Origin of the sequence: Bacillus cereus group sp. N31 (genome assembly GCF_016483245.1) — a bacterium.
Taxonomy (GTDB): domain Bacteria; phylum Bacillota; class Bacilli; order Bacillales; family Bacillaceae_G; genus Bacillus_A; species Bacillus_A toyonensis.
Map to the genome: position 1 here is coordinate 90,285 of NZ_JAEHCH010000013.1, position 21,129 is coordinate 111,413.

Genomic DNA, 21,129 nt, shown 5'->3' on the forward strand with positions numbered 1-21,129 from the left:
CACAAAATAAAAAGCGTAGAGTACCGACTCCACACCTTTTATTTTCACTATTGTACCACGTTCCCCAAGAAGAAGAAATCTTTCATTAATGGAAAATATTCATAAAAGAAATTGTATCCAATCATCGGCATAATCCCTAGTATTACAATCGAAATTGCACAAAGACTCATAACAACCTTTATATTTAATGGCAACCGAATTTTCTCTTCTACTTCTCCTGTCCGGAAAAACATTTGCTGTAAAATACGGAAATAATATACGAATGAAATGACTGTTGTACCCATCATAATAGAAGCTAGTACGTAATGAGCTGGCTCTACATGAAGTGCACCTAAAAAGATGTTAATTTTCCCGATGAAACCAGCTGTTCCTGGTATCCCGGCCAACGATAAAATAAAAATCGTCATTACTATCGCTGTAAATGGCGACCTTTTATATAATCCGGTGAAAATAGTGATATTTTCTTTGTCGCTTTGTAAGATTAAGCCGTGGATAATTGCAAATGCGCCTATATTCATAAGCATATAGGCGAGCATGTAAAACCACATGCTATCCATCGTAAATGGTGATAATGCCACAAGTGGAACGAGTAAATACCCCGCATGCGCGATTCCTGAATAAGCAAATAGGCGTTTTACGTTATATTGCTTTAGTGCGACTACATTTCCGATAATCATCGTAATACTTGCTAGAACCGCAATATATATACTCATACGCCCGTATAAAGATTGCATGTCTCCTTGCACCGATACACTTGCAAAAATCATAAGGAACAGACGAATAATGAGTAGGAACCCAGCAATTTTAGAAATCGTTCCAAGGAAAGCAGTAACAGGTGTAGCCGCCCCTTCATACACATCGGGTGCCCACATATGAAACGGTACTGTTGCAATTTTAAACGAGAGCCCAACGAGCAATAGTAGAAATGCGAGAGCTAACAATAACTGAATACCACTAGTTAGCTCCCCGGTGAATACTTTTTGCATATCCACAATATTGGTTGAGCCTGTAATACCGTATAAATAACTCATTCCAAAGAGCGTAATCGCCGTTCCAATTCCTCCATTAATGACATATTTCATTGCCGCTTCATTTGATGCACGGTTCCTTTTTCGTATGCCTACTAAAACATAGGAAGAAAGTGATAGTAGCTCTAAACCGACGAAAAGTGTAATAAAATCAACACTAGAAGCCATGAACATCGCCCCAAGAAGGGCCATTAAAAATAAGTAATAATATTCTCCCTTATCTTCAATTGGATTTTTCTTGTCATCGCTCATTGCGGTGCATAAGATGAGGGCCGCTCCGCCTAATAACAACGTTTTAAACCCTTTTGAAAATCCATCTAACACAAACGATCCATTTAAAATATCTCCTGCTGGTTCGCCGTATAGCGTAATTAATGACACAATTGCTAATACGACAGCGGCGATTGCACTAAGCGCTACATACCTATGGTTCAGCTTAAAAAACAAATCACATATGGAAAGAAGGATGGCAAACCCGAGAATAATGAATTCTGGCACCATGAGATGCCATGATAAGCTCAGTAACGTATCCATATCCATCCTACTTCACCCCCAATGTTTTCAATGTATTTTGAAGCGGATCCCCTAGTATTTCTGGCATTACTCCAATGGCAATAATACAGAAGATAAGCAATAGGACCGGGACGTACTCCCATCCGTGTATATCAGTTTTCGCTTCCCACTCTTTCTTACCGAATGTTACTTGAAGTGTCGCTCTTAATACGTAAACAGCGGTTAAAATAATCCCAAGTACACCGACTGCAGCAATGACTGGATCCCCTTGGAATAAGCCGAGAAAGGCAAGAAACTCACTCACAAATCCAGACATCCCCGGCAGTCCAAGCGATGCCATTCCTCCTGCTAGGAAGAAGCCGCTAAGTATTGGGACACTTTTTGCGAGTCCACCAAGCGCTGTAATATCCGACGTGCCAAAGCGCTGTTCTATAACACCAAGCAAGAAGAAGAGCAAGGCTGCAATTAAACCGTGCGAAACAACTTGGAATAGCGCCCCTTGTGTACCTGGCGCATTAAGTGCCGCAAGCCCCATTAAAACAATTCCCATATGCGAAATACTAGAGTAGGCAAGCACCTTCCTAAAATCCGTTTGGATGAGCGCTAAAAAGGCACCGTACAATAAGTTGATTACTCCTAAAATCGCAATTAGCGTGGCAAACTCGCGAAAGTATTCTGGGAATAGCCCCTTCCCGAAGCGAATCATCCCGTACGCTCCAATCTTTAGCAAAACGCCCGCATGAAGCATAACTACAGCAGGGTGCGCTTCAATATGCACATTGACCATCCAGCGATGCAGTGGGAAAATAGGTAGTTTAATTGCAAAGGCAATCATTATAGCAATAAATACACCAAGCTGTAAGCTACTCGGGACGATCTGTCCTCCCCCAGCACTTACACCTGTTAATATCTCTTTCAATTCCGCAATATTTGTCGTACCTGTTTTCGCGAACAAAATCGAGAAAACGATGAGCAAAATAGCTGATCCAATGCCGTTATATATTAAATAACTATATGCAGCCTTTTCACTCGACAATTTCCCCCACTTGCCAATTAATAAAAACATTGGTGGCAGTGTAATTTCAAAGAAAATAAAGAACAACATTAAATTTTTAGCAGCGAAGACACCGAGCATCCCTATTTCTAGCATGAGCAATAGCATATAAAATGCTTTTAAATTTCTTTTAATGGAAAACGCTGCAATTGCTGCAAGCATCGCTAGAAGGGCTGTCAGCACCATCATTACAAGTGACAAACCATCAATTCCAAGCTCGTAATAAATAGAAAACCATCTTTTATCCACCGCTGCAAAATCACCAAATTTAATCCATTTCGCTTTTTCATCAAATAGCGATAGACTCTTTCCAGAAGCATATGTACAAGCGAGGACGGTAGCTATCCCAAATGGAAGCGCCGTCCCAAATAAACCGAGCGCTCGTACTGTACGCGATTCTTTTTTCGGTGTTAATACAAGTAATAGAATCCCTAAAAGTGGGGAGAAAATGAAGAACGTCAACAACAAATCATTCATCGTAAATCCCCTCCCGTATATAGCAAAATAATGACGAGGACCGCGAGCGAAACTGCTGTTACAGTGCCGTACACTTGTACATTCCCGTTTTGAAGCCTCGACAAGGTGCCACTTACCCCTTTAACCAAACTTGCGATTAAAACAGCAATCCCTTCCACAACATATACTTCAAATAAACGAAGCACATGAGCGATTCCCTTCGTAATAGGAATCACTGTCATATTGTATAGTTCATCCACATAATATTTTTCTTTCAAGAGCTTATGAAGAAATGACCTTTCTCCTCCTGCCCAATTTTTTGAGATAGTTTTCTTTCCATATATGAAATACGCAAGGGCAATCCCCCCAAATGAAATGAGCGTCGCAACAATCATAATCCAAACTGGTCCATGTGCTTCTTCCACTTTAAATTGTATATCCTTCGTTAGCCAATCTCCGAGAAACGTTCCAAACCACGGTGTATTTATATATCCTGCTACTACCGCGAGAACGCCGAGAACAATCATCGGATACGTCATAATACGCGGCGAGTCATGCACGTCTTCCTTCGTCTTCGCTTCCCCAGTAAAGACAAGAAAGTATAGGCGGAACATGTAGAATGCTGTTAGGAATGCCGCAAAGACTGCTAGAACAAATAGAAAGTAATTCCCACTCATCCAAGTTGCTGCCAAAATTTCATCTTTACTAAAAAACCCCGAAAGAAGCGGAACTCCACTAATTGCAAGTGTACCTATTAAAAATAACGTACCCGTTACTTTCATCTTCTTCTGTAAACCGCCCATTTTATTAATGTTTTGCGTATGCACAGCATGAATTACACTTCCTGCTGCCAAGAATAGTAACGCTTTAAAAAAGGCATGTGTCGTTAGATGGAATATACCCGCTACATAACCAGCAGAACCTAAGGCGAGCATCATATACCCGAGCTGGCTAACTGTAGAATAAGCAAGTACCCTCTTTATATCCGTCTGTACAAGACCGATAGAGGCCGCAAATATTGCGGTGAAAGCACCAACAATTGCCACCGTCTGCATTGCCACCGCACTTGCCGAAAATAGCGGGAACATCGTTGCTACTAAATATACACCGGCTGCGACCATCGTCGCCGCATGAATAAGTGCCGAAACAGGCGTTGGCCCCTCCATCGCATCAGGCAACCACGTATGAAGCGGAAATTGACCTGATTTCCCCATCGCCCCGATAAAAATTAATATCGCCGTTATCGTTATCATAGTCGGGGACAGATCGCCTGTATGAATCGCTCTAAAAATTGCGTCATACTCAAAACTACCTGCATGCCAAAAGATTAAAATCATCCCAATAAATAAACCAACATCTCCAATACGAGTCATAATAAAAGCCTTTTTCGCAGCAGCCTTCGCTTCTTCCTTAAAGAAATAAAAACCGATGAGTAAAAATGAACCAAGGCCTACTAACTCCCAAAATATATAAAGCTGTAACAAATTCGTCGATATAACAAGCCCGAGCATCGCAAATGTAAAGAGTCCTAAATATGCATAAAAATTTGGTAATCTTGCGTCACCTTTCATGTAACCTTTTGAATACACATGTACAAGTAAGCTCACAAGTGTAACGATAAATAACATTAAAGCCCCTAATGCAGTCACTTCAAAGCCAAATGATATATCAATATCTCCAGTTCTAAGCCATACCCATTTATGCTTCACTGTGACCTTCGAAAATCTTTCTATTAATACAAGTACCGCGAGTATAAAGGAGAGAGAGACGAAGAAAATACTAAGTACGCTGCTTCCTTCTCTAATTTTCTTCCCGAACATAATAAGTAAAAAAAACGAAACAAGCGGGAAAAGCGGTATGAGCCATGCATAATCGATCATTGTTTCCTTCCCCCTTTTCGGTCACAATGCTATCCTTTAAGCGTATCCATTTCATCTACATGAACTGTCGTGCGATTACGATACAAAGCAATTAAAATGGCGAGCCCTACCGCCGCCTCCGCTGCCGCTACAGCCATCGTAAACAGCGAGAAGATTTGCCCTGTTAAATTCGGGAACAAACCTAATTTACTAAACGCCACTAAATTTAAATTGGCAGCATTCAGCATTAATTCGATACAAACTAATACGATTACTGTGTTTCGCTTCGTTAAAGCTCCAAATAAACCGATGCAAAACAAAATAATCGCAAGTGTTAAATACGCAGAAGCTGGAACGCTACTCATTGGAATCCTCCTCTTTCTCATCCTTCTTCGCAAGTATAATCGCGCCAACAAGTGCTACAAGTAAAATAACCGAGGTTAACTCAAATGGAATAATGTATTTCGAATAGAGAAGTGTACCGATTTGAAGTGTGTTTTTTTCATGGAGAGGTAAACTTCCTTGTGTGCTTTCATTTGAAAAATCGATACTATTAACAGCGAAATACATAACTGCCCCAAATGCTACAACTGCAAAGAAGATAATCCATTTTCGAAGAGTAAGACGTGATTCATTTTCTGCATTATGTTTCGTTAACATAATGCCAAAAATCATAATAATTGTGATTGCGCCAGAGTAAAGTAAAATTTGTGCAACTCCGATAAACTCGGCCGATAAAAGAAAGTACAAACCTGCAATGCTGAGAAATGTCAGAACGAGAGCTAGCATCATATGCATTACTTTCGTTAAGTTCAACATGAGAACACCACCGATAATTGCAGACAAGGATAGTATAAAGAATGCTACAAACTCGCCATTCATGCTTTATTCTCCTTCCTGACGTTTTCATCGTTTTCGTCGAGCCACTGCAAATTTTTAAATAAATCATCACGTGAATATGCTGCGAGTTCAAAGTTATTTGTCATAACAATTGCCTCTGTCGGGCAAACTTCTGTACATAAATCGCAAAGTATACAAATTTCAAAATTAATATCATACGTATCAATAATTTTCCCTTTTTTCGCAGGGTCAGGATGTTTCTTTCCCGTCAATTGAATGCAATCTGTCGGACAAATGTTAGAACACTGATTACAAACAATACATTTCTCTGGATAAAATTTTTGAATCCCTCTAAAGCGATCTGGCAACGGCAACGGCTGATTTGGATAATCATACGTCACCTTTTTCTTACTCAAATTACTCAGCGTATATTTTAAACCTTTAAATAACCCTTTCATCTCTTACTGGCACCCCCTTCATAGATTAGAAGAATAGCTCCTTAATCAATGCCGTTAAGAAAATATTTGCAAGTGCGATTGGTAATAATATTTTCCAGCCAAACTCCATTAACTGGTCACCCCTTATACGCGGGAACGTAACGCGGAACCAAATTAATAGAAAGACTACACTGCTAAATTTCAAAGCAAACCATACGGCACCTGGGATAAATCCAAGAAACATGACTGGATTCCAGCCGCCTAAAAAAAGTACTGTAATTAAAGAGGCCATTCCGAAGAAATATACATACTCTGAAAGCATGAAAAACGCCCAGCGAAAACCTGAGTATTCCGTATGATATCCAGAAACAAGTTCTGACTCCGCTTCTGGTAAATCAAACGGCGTCCTATTTAACTCTGCTACTGCTGCGATTAAGAAAACGACGAATCCAATTGGCTGTACGAAAATGTACCAAACTTTCTCCTGCGCCGCTACAATTTCATTTAGATTCAAGCTACCAGCTAACAAAACGATACCAATTACGCTCATTACGAGCGGAATTTCATAAGAAATCATTTGCGCCGCCGCGCGCATCCCTCCTAAAAGGGAATATTTATTATTTGATGCCCATCCCCCAGTTACGACACCAATTGTCGTAATCCCAGAAACAGCAATGTAATACAGCAATCCGACACCAATATCCGCGAACTGAAATTTATCGGTAAACGGGATAACCGCAAGTACCATAAATGCTGGCGCAAATGCAATGACAGGTGCTAATATGAACAACGGTTTATCTGCAGCTTTCGGAATACTATCTTCTTTCAATAATAGTTTCAAAACATCAGCTACCGTTTGCAGTAAACCGAACCGCCCTCCAACTTGGTTTGGTCCAATCCGGCCTTGCATAAATCCCATCACTTTCCGTTCTGCCAAAATACCATATGTAACGAAGCCAAGGACTGCAAATAGTAGAAGCACTGCTAATCCGAAAAAAATGAAGAAATTCGTCCAGCTTGAAGGTGATTGTAAGAGCGTCTCAATCATTAGCCATCGACCTCCCCAAGTACAATATCGACTCCACCTAAAATCGTAATTAAATTGGCGATGTTTTCACCCTTCAATAACTTCGGTAAAATTTGCAAGTTATAAAAAGAAGGTCTGCGGAATTTCAGACGATATGGCTCTTTCTTTCCGTCACTAGCGATATAGCAACCAATCTCCCCGCGTGGTGATTCTATACGGACAAACGCTTCCCCCTTAGGCGCCTTAATAATTTTCGGCACTTTCGCCAGTACGGCTCCGTCCTTCGGAAACTGCTGGACTGCTTGCTCTACAATTTTTAACGACTCTTCAATTTCCTCCATTCGGCAAACGTAGCGATCCCAAGCATCTCCCACGCTCCCAACAGGAATATCAAAATTAAAACGATCATAAATCGAATACGGCTCATCTTTGCGAAGATCCCAGTTTACTCCGGTGCACCGCAAATTCGCTCCGCTTAAAGAATACGAAATTGCTTCTTCCGCGCTATATATGCCAACGCCCTTCACGCGATTCAAGAAAATCTCATTACCACTAACAAGGTCGTGATAACCTGCCAATTGCTCTCTCATGTATGGAACAAACTCTTCCACTTTTTCAATCCAACCATCCGGCGCATCCCACTTCACACCGCCAACTCTCATATAGTTAAAAGTAAGCCGTGCCCCGCATAATTCATTTAATAAATTTATAATCATCTCTCGTTCACGAAACGCGTACAAAAACGGGCTGACCGCTCCTATATCAAGAAGATTTGTACCCCACCAAACGAGATGGCTCGCAATTCTTCCCAGCTCCATCGCAAGTACTCGCAAGTATTCGGCACGCTCCGGAATTTCAAGTCCCATCATCGTCTCTACAGCATGGCAAATGACGTAATTATTCGTCATTGCTGATAAATAGTCCATTCGATCTGTATAAGGGATAATTTGCGTATACTGTAAGCTCTCAGCGATCTTTTCAGTCCCGCGATGCAAATACCCAATAACCGGTGTAGCTTCTTTAATAATTTCCCCGTCAATCTTAATAACAAGCCTGAAAACACCGTGTGTACTCGGATGCTGAGGTCCTACATTCAAAAGCATCTCTTCCGTGCGGATCATAGCTACACCTCCACATCATACGGTTCATAGTCTTTTCTAAGCGGATATCCTACCCAATCATCTGGCATTAAAATACGCGTTAAATTCGGATGCCCTTTAAATACAATGCCGAGCAAATCATACGCTTCTCGCTCCGGCCAGTCAGCCCCTTTCCACAGCGCTGTTACCGATTCAACTTGCGGCTCTTCTCTATCCAGCTTTACCTTCACCGCTACAGACTGTTTCTTTCCATATGAAAATAAATGAACATACACTTCCATATGAGTCACAAAATCTGTCGCATGTAGCTCTGACATATAATCAAAAGCAAGTCCCTCATGGAATCGTAGTAACTCCATCACCTCATAATATTTTGAAGGATCCACCACAAGAGTTGGTACATCTTTTGAAAGTTTATTAATATAGGAATCTACTAATGTGCTACCTCCTAATTTACCCCTAATAACCTCAACATACTGATTGAGATACGGCTGATTAACGGACGGCTCTTCTTGCTTCGGTACATCTTCCTTTTCACTTTCAGCACCCTTCGTCTTCGCCCTTGCCGCCGCAGCCGCTTTCGCCTTCGCTGCTGCAATTGCCTTCGCCTTTTCATCTCCCAAATTTCCATCACCTTGCGAAGCTTTCTGTTTCGCTAGCGCCGCTGCTTTTGCTTTCGCAGCTGCCACGGCCTTCGCCTTCGCTTTAGCCTTTTCTTCTTCCGTTACCTCTTCTGTTCCTTCTCTTTTTTGCTTCGCTAGCGCCGCCGCTTTTGCTTTCGCAGCTGCGGCTGCCTTCGCCTTCGCTTTGGCCTTTTCTTCTTCCGTTACTTCTTCTGTTCCTTCTCTTTTTTGCTTCGCGAGCGCCGCTGCTTTTACTTTCGCTGCTGCGGCTGCACGTTGTTTTGCTTCTTCTACAGTCATTCCATCATTTTTTGGTAGCGCTTTCTCTTTTTCTTGATTTTCTCCCTCAAGTCCACTTATTTCCGCATCATGTTTCGCAACAAGACGTTTTCTTGCTTCTTCTTTCGCGCGCCTAGCAGCTTCTCTTTTCAGATCCTCTAAATCTTTATTTGGATTACTCATTTATTCGTCACCTGCTTCCCTGTCTTTGCCTCGTAACGAATTTTCTCTTTCAACTTATTAATTCCATAAATTAAAGCTGCAGGGTTTGGTGGGCATCCAGGAATATACACATCAACTGGTACAATTTGATCTACACCTTTCACAACAGCGTACGAATTCACATACGGACCACCAGCAGTCGCACAAGATCCCATCGCAATAACCCATTTCGGTTCAGGCATTTGATCATATAAACGCCTAACAATAGGAGCCATCTTCTTCGTTACCGTTCCCGACACAATCATGACATCTGATTGCCTTGGTGAAGTCCGAAAAAATGACCCAAATCGATCTAAATCGTAATGTGATGAACCTACTCCCATCATTTCAATCGCACAGCATGCCAGTCCGAATGTCATCGGCCATAAAGAATTACTCCTCGCCCACCCTTTTAACTGCTCCAATGTAGAAAAAAAGATATTTCTCTCTAATTCCGCTCGCTCATTTGGATGTAGTGCCTCAAAATTTATAACCATTGTAACACCTTCTTTTTCCAAGCATAAGCTAATCCAACTAGCAACATTACAACAAAGATGAGCATTTCAATTAATGCAAATAAACCTAGCTTGTCATATGCAACAGCCCATGGATATAGAAATAAAGTTTCTACATCAAAGATGACAAACAATAAAGCGAAAATATAGTAACGAGCATGAAACCGAATATTCGCATCATGAAAAGGCTCAATTCCACTCTCATACGTCGTCGCTTTTGCTGCACTTGGTTTGTTTGGGCGCAGCATCCTTCCTAATGTAAGAGCCACTACCGGCAGTAATATGCCTACTAGCAAGAAAATCAAAACGATCATATAACTATTTTCATATACACTTGCCATTGTGAAACCCTCCCCCCTGAATTAAGAACAAGTTCACTTAGTAAACAATATGTCCCAGTTGCGACAAATATTATTTTTAAATTTTTCTAAATAATTAAACTATTTTATTTATTATAGCAAACTTCAAATTCCTATGTCGATATGTTGAGGACAGAAACAAGAATTATTAAAATCTATTTTTATAACTCGCTATACCTGTGCAAAATAAGTATAGAATTTATATATATTTTTTAGGCAATCACAAAAAATAAAAAGGGAAGTTTATATGTATATACCGTAGGTGATATAAATGAAAAAACAAACACATGTAAGTATTCTTATAAGCATTTTATTGTTTTCTATCGCAATTCATTACGTAGCCATGCTCTTTCTATATGAATACTCATTTCCCTTTCAAATATTAATCGGAATGAGTACCCTATTAATTGATATTATCGCTTGTAGTTATATATTTTATTTTACAAATACGAAACAAGGGTTACCCCGTTTATTTTGGATCATATTATCTGTTGGGGCTCTCTCTTATTTCATTGGTGATATAGTTGTTTCTTATCAACGTTTAATTTTAAAGGACTACTATACGTTTGTTGATCCGTCTGACTTTTTTTACCTACTTTTTTTAATTAGCTTTGCACTTGCCTTTCTATACGAGATCATTTATAACCGGGACTTATTAGAAAAGCTTTTTATGATATGTGATATTTGTATTATCGTTACAGCCCAATTTACTTTAAGTTACTACTTACTTATTGAGCAAACCATTCACGTTTTCACAACATCCTATATCGATATATTTGTTCAACTTACCTATCCAATAGCTGATTTACTCTTTCTTTTAATTGGAATCAACCTTTTATTCAGACCATTATCCTTATTACCAAAACAAGTTGGTGCACTTCTTGGTAGTGCTTTAATTTTGTATGCTACTACAGATACTATTTATGCTTATATAAAATATTTCACACCAGCGTATTCTATGTTTACAGTTACTCCGTTCTATCAAGTGGTTTTAGTGCTAGCAGCAATCGCCTGTATTCTTCATACGAAAGAGCCTGAAAAACAAGAGCAGGTACTATTAACGCCTAAATTTGGTGAATCAATCCGATTATCATTACCTTATATTTCTGTAGTAATGCTTATTATTTTTATATTGGCCGAATATGTTTTTGCCCCCATTGTAGTAATCGGGCTTATAATAACTTTCACTTTCGTTCTCATACGCCATAGTTTAGTTCGAAAACAAAATAAAATATTATTACTAGCCCAAATGCAATTCAACTTGGAACTCGAGAAACAAATTGAACTACGTACAGAAGATTTAGTAGAACAAAAAAATGAGCTCTATCATAACCAACAAATGTTTAAATCTTTATACGAGCACCATCCAGATCCAATCTTCACATTAGATTTGTACGGTAATTTTCTTAAAGTTAATAACGCTGGTACTACTTTACTAGGGTATCAAACGAATGAATTATTAAATCAACCTTACTACTCACTCATATACGAAGAAGATTTAGAAGAAATTATTAACGCCTTTCATCGCGTAAAAAAGGGGAATTCTATCTCTTTAGAAATACGAGCGTATCACAAAAACAGAGATATTTACTACTTGCATGTTACAGCTGTTCCCATCTTTTTAAAGGATCATATTTCAGGGGTCTACTTAATGATTAAAGATATTACGGAAAGCAAACAACAACAAGAACAAATTAATTTCCTAGCATATCATGATACTTTAACTGAACTTGCAAATCGCCGTGCATTTCATCAATATTTAGAAAAGGCGATTGCACGAGCAAAAATATCGAAAAGCTCCTTTGCTGTTATGTTTCTCGATTTAGACCGCTTTAAGGTTATTAATGATACTCTCGGGCATCGGGTGGGAGACCTCCTATTAATTGCAGTAGCCAAAAGGCTTGAACGATTATCAACACAGCATATGAAACTTGCTCGACTAGCTGGAGATGAGTTCACAATCCTCATCGAAAATTATAAAAAAAGGACAGATGTAAAAAAAATAGCTGATATGATTGTAGCGGCCATGAACAAACCATTCGAAATCGAAAATCAGCATTTACGAATCTCACCGAGTATCGGGATTGCAATATACCCTGAAGCGGGCGAAGACCCACTTTCTATTTTACAACATGCCGATATGGCAATGTACGAAGCAAAAAATAAAGGAAAAAATCGTAGCTCTCTTTATACGAAAGAACTATATAAAAAAATAGAACGAAAAGCTCGAATCGAAAAGGATTTGCCACTCGCTTTAGTAAACAAGGAATTTTATCTCGTCTATCAACCACAAATTGATACGACAACAAATAAAATTATCGGTGCTGAAGCATTAATACGTTGGAAACATCCGCTATTAGGTGACATTTCACCATGTGAGTTTATTCCAATTGTAGAAGAAACGCCACAAGTCGTTCCACTTGGACATTGGGTATTAAAAGAAGCCTGTCTCCAATTAAAAATATGGCATACCTTTGGCTATCAAAATTTAAAAATAAGCGTTAATTTATCAGCAAAAGAGTTCCAACAAAATCAATTAATCGAAAACATTTCACAAATATTAAACGACGTGCAGGTCGATCCAAAACATGTCACACTTGAGTTAACAGAACGAATTGCGATGATTAATGAAAAAGAAACACTATCGAGACTGAAGCAATTAAAAGAATACGGCATTCGAACGGCAATTGATGACTTCGGTACTGGCTATTCTTCTCTCGCTTATTTATCAATTTTCCCTATCGATACATTAAAGGTACCGAGAGAATTTACACAACTAGCCGATCATCGACCTGAAGAAAGAGCCATCTTTTCCACTATCCTTTCTCTTGCAAATACTTTAAATCTCTCTGTCGTTGCTGAAGGAATTGAAACGGAAAAACAACTTAAGTTTCTACAAAAAAACAACTGTAAATATATGCAAGGTTACTATTTCAGTAAACCTCTAACAAGTAAACAGTTTATAAAATTTCTACAAAAAACACCCAGTATGAACAATTAGTTCACACTGGGTGTTTTTATCCCGCTATTTGCGAGAGTGAAAGTTCGTTATCATTTTGGGATGAATAAAGCCCCCAATGACAACAGTTTCACTTTATATTGTTGGGGTTTTTTTCTCGTAATATTCTTCTGCAACCTCTTCGTAAAAAGCTGCAGCTGTCGTATAGAAATATGGAATTAACCAGAGGAATCCAATCCCTAATGTAATACAACTTAATACAAACCAACCAATAAAACTTAAACATAAAATGAAATACTCCATTTTATGCCCATCCATCATACGACGGCTTTCTGTAATGGCTTGATTCAATGAATACTCGGGATGATCGTTTATAATAAAATACGTCATCGCATAAGAAAATGATTTAATAATGCCTGGAATAATGAAAAGTAAAGTCCATAAAAGAAGATAAAGATTCACTAGTAAATATACTAAAAACGATTTTAAAAATCTTTTCCCCTCTGTAAACCAAACAAATACATTACCGATACTAGCTTGTTTTTCACGAATGATATTTAAAGCCAGATAATACCCTCCTAAAGTTAACGGTCCGGTAACAACAAGTGTAAGAATATCTATCGAAAATGAACCAGTTGTATCTTGCCAACCGAAAGTTGAAGAAAATCCCCACTTAACACTAAAACTAAACATCGTGATAAGAATTGAAATTAATAATGTTGCCCCAACAGCTAAGCCCCATTTTCCTTCTAGAGAGTCTAACGCTTCTCCTTTTAAATCACTAATCATAATTAGCCTCCTATACGTAACAATTCTATTAGTATAGCATGTTCTTACCGCAATTCATCTTTTGAAATATAGCGATAAAAATGAGATGTCGTTGTACCCATATACGGACTAAGCCAAAGAAAACCTATTCCAAATGTCAAAATCGCTAAAATAGCCCATCCTATAAAACTAAGCCATAAAAGAAACAAATCTAACTTATGTCCCTTCATAAGACTCTTACTTTCTTTCATTGCTTGTGACACACTATATTCTGGATTTTCAATCATTACATAGTACGTCATTGCATAAGAAAAATACATCACAATCATGCCAACGATTGAAATAGCTAATAGTACGAAGAAAGCAATTGCAAATGACGTATTCCCTTCTTCACCTAACAATGCAAATAAGCCTATTAACAACATCGGAATCCATGTACCTGTATATAACAAAATCGCAAGCATTGCCCACATTGTTTTCATCATTCTTTTAAAACCACGAAATCCTTCGAATAAGTAATCTACTTTAGCACCTTCTCGTTTACTAATCTGTAGACATACATTCGTATAACCGTATGATGTAATACCATACGATGCGTTACTCAAAATTATCATGATACAATAAAATACCCCAAATGTAATAGCTGCTCCAATTGATATTGTTTCCCCTTCAATTGAACCAGCGAAGCTAACAATTAAAAAAAATAGAATAAGTCCTGGAATTAAAAGTATAAGCATTGCAGCCATTGAAACAACATAACTTAAAATAAAATATAAAATCGTTGATCCAACACCTAGTCCCCAATTCCCCTTTAAAGAGTGCAACGCTTCTCGTTTCATTTCACCGATCATTGATTCATCCCCTTTATGAAATATAAATTGTTGTACATTCTCTACTTATACAACCATCAATGCAATTATACCATTTTTGTAAAATTATCCATAAAATACAATAAAAAAATCCGTAAAGGTTTTACCTTTACGGATTTTTTTATTTCATATCGGAAACGTTTAAACGGTTCACAGCACGTTGTAATGCCATTTCTGCACGTTTAAAGTCAACATGTGCTTGTTTGTCTTGCATACGTTGCTCAGCGCGACGCTTCGCTTCATTTGCACGATGGATATCGATATGGTTTGCTTCTTCAGCAGATGATGATAATACAGTTACTTTATCTGGACGAACTTCGATAAAGCCACCGCTAACTGCTACATAATCAGTGTGTCCACCATTTTTCAGACGAACTGCACTAATTTTTAATGGTGCAACAGTTGGAATGTGACCTGGTAAGATCCCCATTTCCCCACTCTCTGCTTTTACACTTACCATCTCTACTTCTTTTTCGTAAACCGGTCCATCAGGAGTTACAATACTGACTGGAAATGTCTTCATACTTCGTCCCTCCTAAGGCCTTACGCCATCATTTTCTTCGCGTTTTCAATAACTTCTTCAATGCCACCAACAAGGCGGAATGCATCTTCTGGAAGGTCATCATATTTTCCTTCTAGAATTTCTTTGAAACCACTAACTGTATTTTTTACAGGTACATAAGAACCTTTTTGACCTGTAAACTGCTCAGCTACGTGGAAGTTTTGAGATAAGAAGAATTGAATACGACGAGCACGATGTACAACTAACTTATCTTCTTCAGATAACTCATCCATACCTAAGATAGCGATGATGTCTTGAAGCTCTTTATAACGTTGTAAAGTTTGCTGTACTTGACGAGCTACTTCATAATGCTCTTCTCCTACGATTTCTGGAGAAAGTGCACGAGATGTAGATGCTAATGGATCTACGGCTGGGTAAATACCCATTTGCGTTAAACGACGCTCTAAGTTTGTTGTTGCATCTAAGTGAGCGAACGTTGTAGCTGGTGCTGGGTCAGTATAGTCATCGGCTGGTACATATACCGCTTGGATAGACGTGATAGACCCTTTATTTGTAGATGTAATACGCTCTTGTAATTGACCCATTTCTGTTGCAAGTGTTGGTTGGTAACCTACCGCAGATGGCATACGACCAAGAAGGGCAGATACTTCAGAACCCGCTTGCGTGAAACGGAAGATGTTATCGATGAACAATAGTACGTCTTGTCCTTGCTCATCACGGAAATGCTCAGCCATTGTTAAACCTGTTAATGCAACACGTTGACGTGCTCCAGGTGGCTCGTTCATTTGTCCGAATACCATCGCAGTTTTCTTGATTACGCCAGAATCGCTCATTTCGTGGTATAAGTCATTACCCTCACGAGTACGCTCACCTACACCAGCGAATACAGAGATACCACCGTGCTCTTGTGCGATGTTGTTAATTAATTCCTGAATTAATACTGTTTTACCTACGCCGGCACCACCGAATAGACCGATTTTACCACCCTTAATGTAAGGAGCAAGTAAGTCTACTACTTTAATACCAGTTTCAAGAATTTCTACTTTAGTAGATAACTCTTCGAATGCAGGTGCTTGACGGTGAATTGGATCACGGTGTACATCCGCAGGAAGTTCACCATCTAAGTCAATTGCATCACCTAATACGTTAAATACACGACCAAGTGTTGCATCACCAACTGGTACAGAGATTGCTTTACCAGTATCTTCTACTTCTGTGCCACGAACAAGTCCATCTGTGGAAGACATTGCAACTGTACGAACTGTGTCATCACCTAAATGAAGTGCAACTTCAAATGTTAAGTTAATGTTTGCTCCGTTTTCGTTGCTTTGTTTTACCGTAAGGGCGTTGTAGATTTCTGGTAGCTTTCCGCCATCAAACTTAACGTCTACAACCGGACCCATGATTTGCGTAACGCGCCCTTTATTCATCGGGTTCCCTCCTAGCTTTCTTTTAATTAGCCAGCTTTCTAAGAGAAGTCGGCTTTTAATTTTTTATTAGTTTATAGCTTATGCGACTCTTTTGACAGAGCCGCTTCCACTTTTTATTGAATCTAGCTCCGGCGGTTAGAATGTTCGGTGGCTTCGCTTTTTCCTGCGAGGCACAAATCGCCTCTACGTCAAAAGCTCCATCCTCCTCTCATTCTGAACGAACCGCCTACGCTTTTTAATACTATTCTAACGCTGCTGCTCCACCAACGATTTCCGTAATTTCTTGCGTAATCGCTGCTTGACGTGCACGGTTGAATGAAAGTGTAAGTGAATCGATAACTTCCATTGCGTTGTCTGTAGCACTCTTCATTGCTGTCATACGCGCCGCGTGCTCACTTGCTTTACCGTCTAGTAATGCACCGTACACTAAGCTTTCTGCGTATTGTGGCAATAATACTTTTAAAATTTCTTCTTCAGAAGGTTCGAATTCATAAGCTGTCGTCGGTTTGTCAGACGCCACATCAGTAAGCGGTAAAATTTTATTTTCCGTTACTTCTTGTGAAATTTTACTTACGTAATGGTTGTAGTAAATATACAGCTCATCATAAGCACCATCTGCGAACATCGCAATTGCTCGAGAAGCAAGATCTTTAATATCAGTAAATGATGGGTGGTCAGATAATCCAACTACTTCATCAATGATGTTAAATCCGCGACGTTTTAAATAATCACGTCCTAGTCGGCCAAGCACAATAATTGAATATTGGTTTGAATCCATATTATGACGTTCACGAATCACGTTACTAACTGTACGTAATACGTTACTGTTATAACCACCTGCTAGTCCGCGATCAGATGTAATAACGATGTATCCTGTACGCTTTACAGGACGCGCATTTAGCATTGGATGATTAATTCCTTTACTTCCTTGCGCAATGCTCGCTACTACTTCTTGAATCTTTTCCATATACGGAACGAAAGATTTAGCATTTTGCTCTGCACGGTTTAACTTAGATGCAGATACCATCTCCATCGCTTTCGTAATTTGACTCGTTTTCTTTGTCGAGGTAATCTTCGCTTTTATATCGCGTAAAGATGCCACAGGTTTTCACCACCTTTTTTCCGGAAGTTGGCACGATTAGTAAGAATCCTCTTCCTAATCTACGTTGCAAGATATTCTTGCTCATGATTGAAGGAAAAGAATAGGTGCACCTACTCTTTTCCTCTACATAACCGTCAGCAATCTCAGAACCTGAGATGCCTTTTATATATACTATCTAGCTCCAGCGGCTTGAATGCTCGGTGGCTTCACTTCACATTCAAATCGAGCCGCTTCCGCTTTTATTAATTACTCAGAAGCTACGAATACTTTTTTAAATCCGTTAATTGCTGCTGCAAATTTGTCGTCATCCGCAAGTTTCTTAGTTGTGCGGATTTCGCTTAATAAGTCAGCTGCATTTGAATCTAACCAAGCATGGAATTCTTCTTCGAAACGAGTGATATCGACTACTGGGATATCATCTAGGAATCCACGTGTTAAAGCGTAAAGAATGATAACTTGTTTCTCTACACGTAACGGTTTGTGTAATCCTTGTTTTAATACCTCAACTGTACGAGCACCACGGTTTAGTTTCGCTTGTGTTGCTTTATCAAGGTCAGAACCGAACTGAGCGAACGCTTCTAACTCACGGTAAGATGCAAGGTCAAGACGAAGTGTACCTGATACTTTACTCATTGCTTTAATCTGAGCAGATCCACCTACACGTGATACAGAAGTACCCGCATCGATCGCTGGACGTACGCCAGAGAAGAATAGGTCAGATTGTAAGAAGATTTGTCCATCCGTAATCGAGATTACGTTTGTTGGGATGTAAGCTGATACGTCCCCTGCTTGTGTTTCGATGAAAGGTAGTGCAGTTAAAGAACCGCCGCCTCTTGCATCACTTAATTTTGCTGCACGCTCTAATAAGCGAGAATGTAAGTAGAATACATCCCCTGGATATGCTTCACGACCTGGAGGACGACGTAATAGTAATGAAAGCTCACGGTAAGCCGCTGCTTGTTTTGATAAGTCATCATATACTACTAATACGTGTTTACCATTGTACATGAACTCTTCACCCATTGTTACACCAGCGTAAGGAGCTAAGTATAATAATGGAGCTGGTTGAGAAGCTGATGCAGTTACAACGATTGTGTAATCTAATGCACCGTGCTTACGTAGTGTTTCTACTACGTTACGTACAGTTGATTCTTTTTGTCCGATAGCTACATAGATACAAATCATATCTTCATCTTTTTGATTAATGATTGTATCAAGTGCAACTGCTGTTTTACCTGTTTGACGGTCACCGATGATTAACTCACGTTGACCACGGCCAATTGGTACAAGAGCATCGATCGCTTTAATACCTGTTTGAAGTGGCTCATGAACAGATTTACGATCCATTACACCTGGTGCTGGACTTTCGATTGGACGAGTGTTTGTTGTATTGATTGGGCCTAAACCATCAACTGGTTGACCTAATGGGTTTACAACACGACCGATTAGTTCTTTCCCTACTGGTACTTGCATGATGCGACCAGTACGACGAACTTCGTCACCTTCACGGATTTCTGTGTAAGGTCCTAAAATAATGATACCTACATTGTTTTCTTCTAAGTTTTGTGCTAGCCCCATAACGCCGTTAGAGAACTCTACAAGTTCACCAGCCATAACGTTATCAAGACCATGAGCACGCGCGATACCGTCACCAACTTGGATAACTGTACCAACATCACTAACTTCGATTTCAGACTGATAGTTCTCGATTTGTTGCTTTATCAGTGCGCTAATTTCTTCAGCTCTGATGCTCATGTGCTTCACCCCTATCTATTCTTCATTAATTCACGTTGAATACGTGCTAATTTTCCTTGTAAACTTCCATCATAAATGCGATTTCCAATACGTACTTTAATGCCGCCTAGTAAATCTTCATCTACAACATTTTTCACGCGAATTGCATCTTTTCCCGTTCTCTTTGCAAATGCTTCTGCAACGTTAAGCTTCTCTTCTTCAGATAGAAGACGAGTAGAATACACAGTTGCATCCGCTACGTTACGTTCTTCATTAGCAAGAACAACATATTCATCTGCAATTTCAGGTAAGATTTCAATGCGCTTGTTATCAATTAAAATATATAACGTATTTAAAATAGATTCAGAAACAGATCCGAATACGTTTGCAAGAAACGTTTTCTTCTGCTCTTTTGAAATGTTCGGTTGCGTTAAAAAGCTATGTAGTTCTCCGTTCTTTACATAAACGTTTTGTACAAGGCGTAATTCCTCTTCAAACATTTCTAATACGTGTTTTTCTTTTGCAATTTTAAAAAGAGCGACAGCATAACGTTTTGCTACAATCCCATTGCTCATCGCGCTTCTCCTACTTCTTTAATATAATCGCGAATTAACTTCACTTGATCTTCTTCTTTTAACTCTTTTTCAATTACTTTAGAAGCAATTTGAACAGATAAAGAAGCGACTTGTTCTTGTAAAGCAGCAATCGCTTGCTCTTTTTCGCGTTGAATTTCTTGTACAGCAGATGCTTTAATTGATTCTGCTTCTTCTTTCGCAGCAGCAACAATCACATCTTTTTGATCTACAGCTTGTTTTTTCGCTCTTTCGATTAACTCTTGTGCTTCAACACGCGATTGTTTTAACATTTCACGTTGTTCTTCTACTAATTTCTTCGCTTCAGCGTTACTTCTTTCTGCAGCGTCGATTTCACTAGTAACATGCTCTTCACGTTCTTTCATAATTCCCATTAAAGGACCCCACGCAAATTTGCGTAGCATTACTAATAGAAGTAAGAAAATGAACAATGTATAAGCAATCGTTCCAAATGGAATGGCAGCCCCTAATAATAAAGTTGGCACAAGGATTCACTCCCTTCAAAATATCTAAATTGATCATATGAAAAAAAAAGACATACGTTTCGTTCATAAAGCAATGGCGAAGAAAGTTCAAAAAACACTCTTCGCCATCTATGTAAGGGGAGTCTCCCTTATTTGTTCATTACGATGAAAGCAATAACTACACCGATGATTGGAAGTGCCTCAACTAAAGCAACCCCGATGAACATAATTGTTTGAAGTGCGCCTTTTAATTCTGGTTGACGAGCAACACCTTCGATTGTACGTGATACGATAAGACCGTTACCAATACCTGCACCTAATGCTGATAAACCAATTGCAATTGCAGCTGCGATTACACCTAAACTCATTTAATTTGTCCTCCTTTGTATTATAAAA

21 protein-coding genes are annotated in these 21,129 nt (G+C 39.1%); 1 reads left to right on the forward strand and 20 read right to left on the reverse strand.

Features of this window, described 5'->3' with window-relative positions:
• Positions 1-47: 47 nt before the first annotated feature.
• From nuoN to nuoA, 11 genes are read right to left on the reverse strand one after another with little or no spacing between them, the layout of a single operon-like run.
• The gene (gene nuoN, locus JDS81_RS16985) at positions 48-1,562 is read right to left on the reverse strand and encodes an NADH-quinone oxidoreductase subunit NuoN (protein ID WP_335444395.1); all 1,515 of its coding nucleotides are present in this window, start codon (positions 1,560-1,562) and stop codon (positions 48-50) included.
• 7 nt (positions 1,563-1,569) lie between these two features.
• On the reverse strand, positions 1,570-3,072 hold the full coding sequence (locus JDS81_RS16990) for an NADH-quinone oxidoreductase subunit M (protein WP_097954593.1): 1,503 nt from the start codon (positions 3,070-3,072) through the stop codon (positions 1,570-1,572).
• Positions 3,069-4,931: an NADH-quinone oxidoreductase subunit L gene (gene nuoL / locus JDS81_RS16995; protein WP_097954592.1), complete on the reverse strand. Its 1,863-nt coding sequence runs from the start codon at positions 4,929-4,931 to the stop codon at positions 3,069-3,071. The genes JDS81_RS16990 and nuoL overlap by 4 nt, the downstream gene beginning before the upstream one ends.
• Positions 4,932-4,960: 29 nt before the next feature.
• Complete coding sequence (nuoK, locus tag JDS81_RS17000; protein WP_000100078.1) at positions 4,961-5,275, reverse strand: NADH-quinone oxidoreductase subunit NuoK; 315 nt, start codon at positions 5,273-5,275, stop codon at positions 4,961-4,963.
• On the reverse strand, positions 5,268-5,792 hold the full coding sequence (locus JDS81_RS17005; protein ID WP_001012818.1) for an NADH-quinone oxidoreductase subunit J: 525 nt from the start codon (positions 5,790-5,792) through the stop codon (positions 5,268-5,270). Before JDS81_RS17005 ends, nuoK begins: the two co-directional genes overlap by 8 nt.
• Positions 5,789-6,208: an NADH-quinone oxidoreductase subunit NuoI gene (nuoI, locus tag JDS81_RS17010; RefSeq protein ID WP_000677188.1), complete on the reverse strand. Its 420-nt coding sequence runs from the start codon at positions 6,206-6,208 to the stop codon at positions 5,789-5,791. The genes JDS81_RS17005 and nuoI overlap by 4 nt, the downstream gene beginning before the upstream one ends.
• 25 nt (positions 6,209-6,233) lie before the next feature.
• On the reverse strand, positions 6,234-7,235 hold the full coding sequence (nuoH, locus tag JDS81_RS17015) for an NADH-quinone oxidoreductase subunit NuoH (RefSeq protein ID WP_089172028.1): 1,002 nt from the start codon (positions 7,233-7,235) through the stop codon (positions 6,234-6,236).
• Positions 7,235-8,335, reverse strand: a complete 1,101-nt coding sequence (nuoD, locus tag JDS81_RS17020) for an NADH-quinone oxidoreductase subunit NuoD (RefSeq protein WP_000621442.1) — start codon at positions 8,333-8,335, stop codon at positions 7,235-7,237. The genes nuoH and nuoD overlap by 1 nt, the downstream gene beginning before the upstream one ends.
• Positions 8,336-8,337: 2 nt before the next feature.
• Positions 8,338-9,399, reverse strand: a complete 1,062-nt coding sequence (locus JDS81_RS17025; RefSeq protein WP_199688601.1) for an NADH-quinone oxidoreductase subunit C — start codon at positions 9,397-9,399, stop codon at positions 8,338-8,340.
• On the reverse strand, positions 9,396-9,914 hold the full coding sequence (gene nuoB, locus JDS81_RS17030) for an NADH-quinone oxidoreductase subunit NuoB (protein WP_000236327.1): 519 nt from the start codon (positions 9,912-9,914) through the stop codon (positions 9,396-9,398). The genes JDS81_RS17025 and nuoB overlap by 4 nt, the downstream gene beginning before the upstream one ends.
• Positions 9,905-10,273, reverse strand: coding sequence for an NADH-quinone oxidoreductase subunit NuoA (nuoA, locus tag JDS81_RS17035; protein ID WP_000179277.1), 369 nt, complete (start codon positions 10,271-10,273; stop codon positions 9,905-9,907). Before nuoA ends, nuoB begins: the two co-directional genes overlap by 10 nt.
• 289 nt (positions 10,274-10,562) lie before the next feature.
• On the opposite strand from nuoA, the gene JDS81_RS17040 reads away from it, so the two are divergent.
• The gene (locus JDS81_RS17040) at positions 10,563-13,292 is read left to right on the forward strand and encodes an EAL domain-containing protein (RefSeq protein ID WP_097954098.1); all 2,730 of its coding nucleotides are present in this window, start codon (positions 10,563-10,565) and stop codon (positions 13,290-13,292) included.
• A 93-nt stretch (positions 13,293-13,385) separates the two neighbouring features.
• Here JDS81_RS17040 and JDS81_RS17045 read toward each other — a convergent pair whose 3' ends face one another.
• The 9 genes from JDS81_RS17045 to atpE form a co-directional block, all read right to left on the reverse strand.
• The gene (locus JDS81_RS17045) at positions 13,386-14,039 is read right to left on the reverse strand and encodes a DUF975 family protein (protein ID WP_097954097.1); all 654 of its coding nucleotides are present in this window, start codon (positions 14,037-14,039) and stop codon (positions 13,386-13,388) included.
• 44 nt (positions 14,040-14,083) lie between these two features.
• On the reverse strand, positions 14,084-14,869 hold the full coding sequence (locus JDS81_RS17050) for a DUF975 family protein (protein WP_097954096.1): 786 nt from the start codon (positions 14,867-14,869) through the stop codon (positions 14,084-14,086).
• 139 nt (positions 14,870-15,008) lie between these two features.
• Entirely contained in the window at positions 15,009-15,410 is a 402-nt protein-coding gene (gene atpC / locus JDS81_RS17055; protein ID WP_000847214.1) for a F0F1 ATP synthase subunit epsilon, read from the reverse strand.
• 20 nt (positions 15,411-15,430) lie between these two features.
• Positions 15,431-16,840: a F0F1 ATP synthase subunit beta gene (atpD, locus tag JDS81_RS17060; RefSeq protein ID WP_001032588.1), complete on the reverse strand. Its 1,410-nt coding sequence runs from the start codon at positions 16,838-16,840 to the stop codon at positions 15,431-15,433.
• 241 nt (positions 16,841-17,081) lie between these two features.
• Complete coding sequence (gene atpG / locus JDS81_RS17065; protein ID WP_000157703.1) at positions 17,082-17,942, reverse strand: F0F1 ATP synthase subunit gamma; 861 nt, start codon at positions 17,940-17,942, stop codon at positions 17,082-17,084.
• Positions 17,943-18,188: 246 nt separating this feature from the next.
• Entirely contained in the window at positions 18,189-19,697 is a 1,509-nt protein-coding gene (atpA, locus tag JDS81_RS17070; protein WP_000027515.1) for a F0F1 ATP synthase subunit alpha, read from the reverse strand.
• Between the two features lie 11 nt (positions 19,698-19,708).
• Positions 19,709-20,251 carry a F0F1 ATP synthase subunit delta gene (atpH, locus tag JDS81_RS17075; RefSeq protein ID WP_000064687.1) on the reverse strand — a complete coding sequence of 181 codons (543 nt, stop codon included), beginning with the start codon at positions 20,249-20,251 and terminating at the stop codon, positions 19,709-19,711.
• On the reverse strand, positions 20,248-20,754 hold the full coding sequence (gene atpF, locus JDS81_RS17080; protein WP_001142619.1) for a F0F1 ATP synthase subunit B: 507 nt from the start codon (positions 20,752-20,754) through the stop codon (positions 20,248-20,250). Before atpF ends, atpH begins: the two co-directional genes overlap by 4 nt.
• A 128-nt stretch (positions 20,755-20,882) precedes the next feature.
• Entirely contained in the window at positions 20,883-21,101 is a 219-nt protein-coding gene (atpE, locus tag JDS81_RS17085; RefSeq protein WP_000052064.1) for a F0F1 ATP synthase subunit C, read from the reverse strand.
• Positions 21,102-21,129 lie beyond the last annotated feature (28 nt).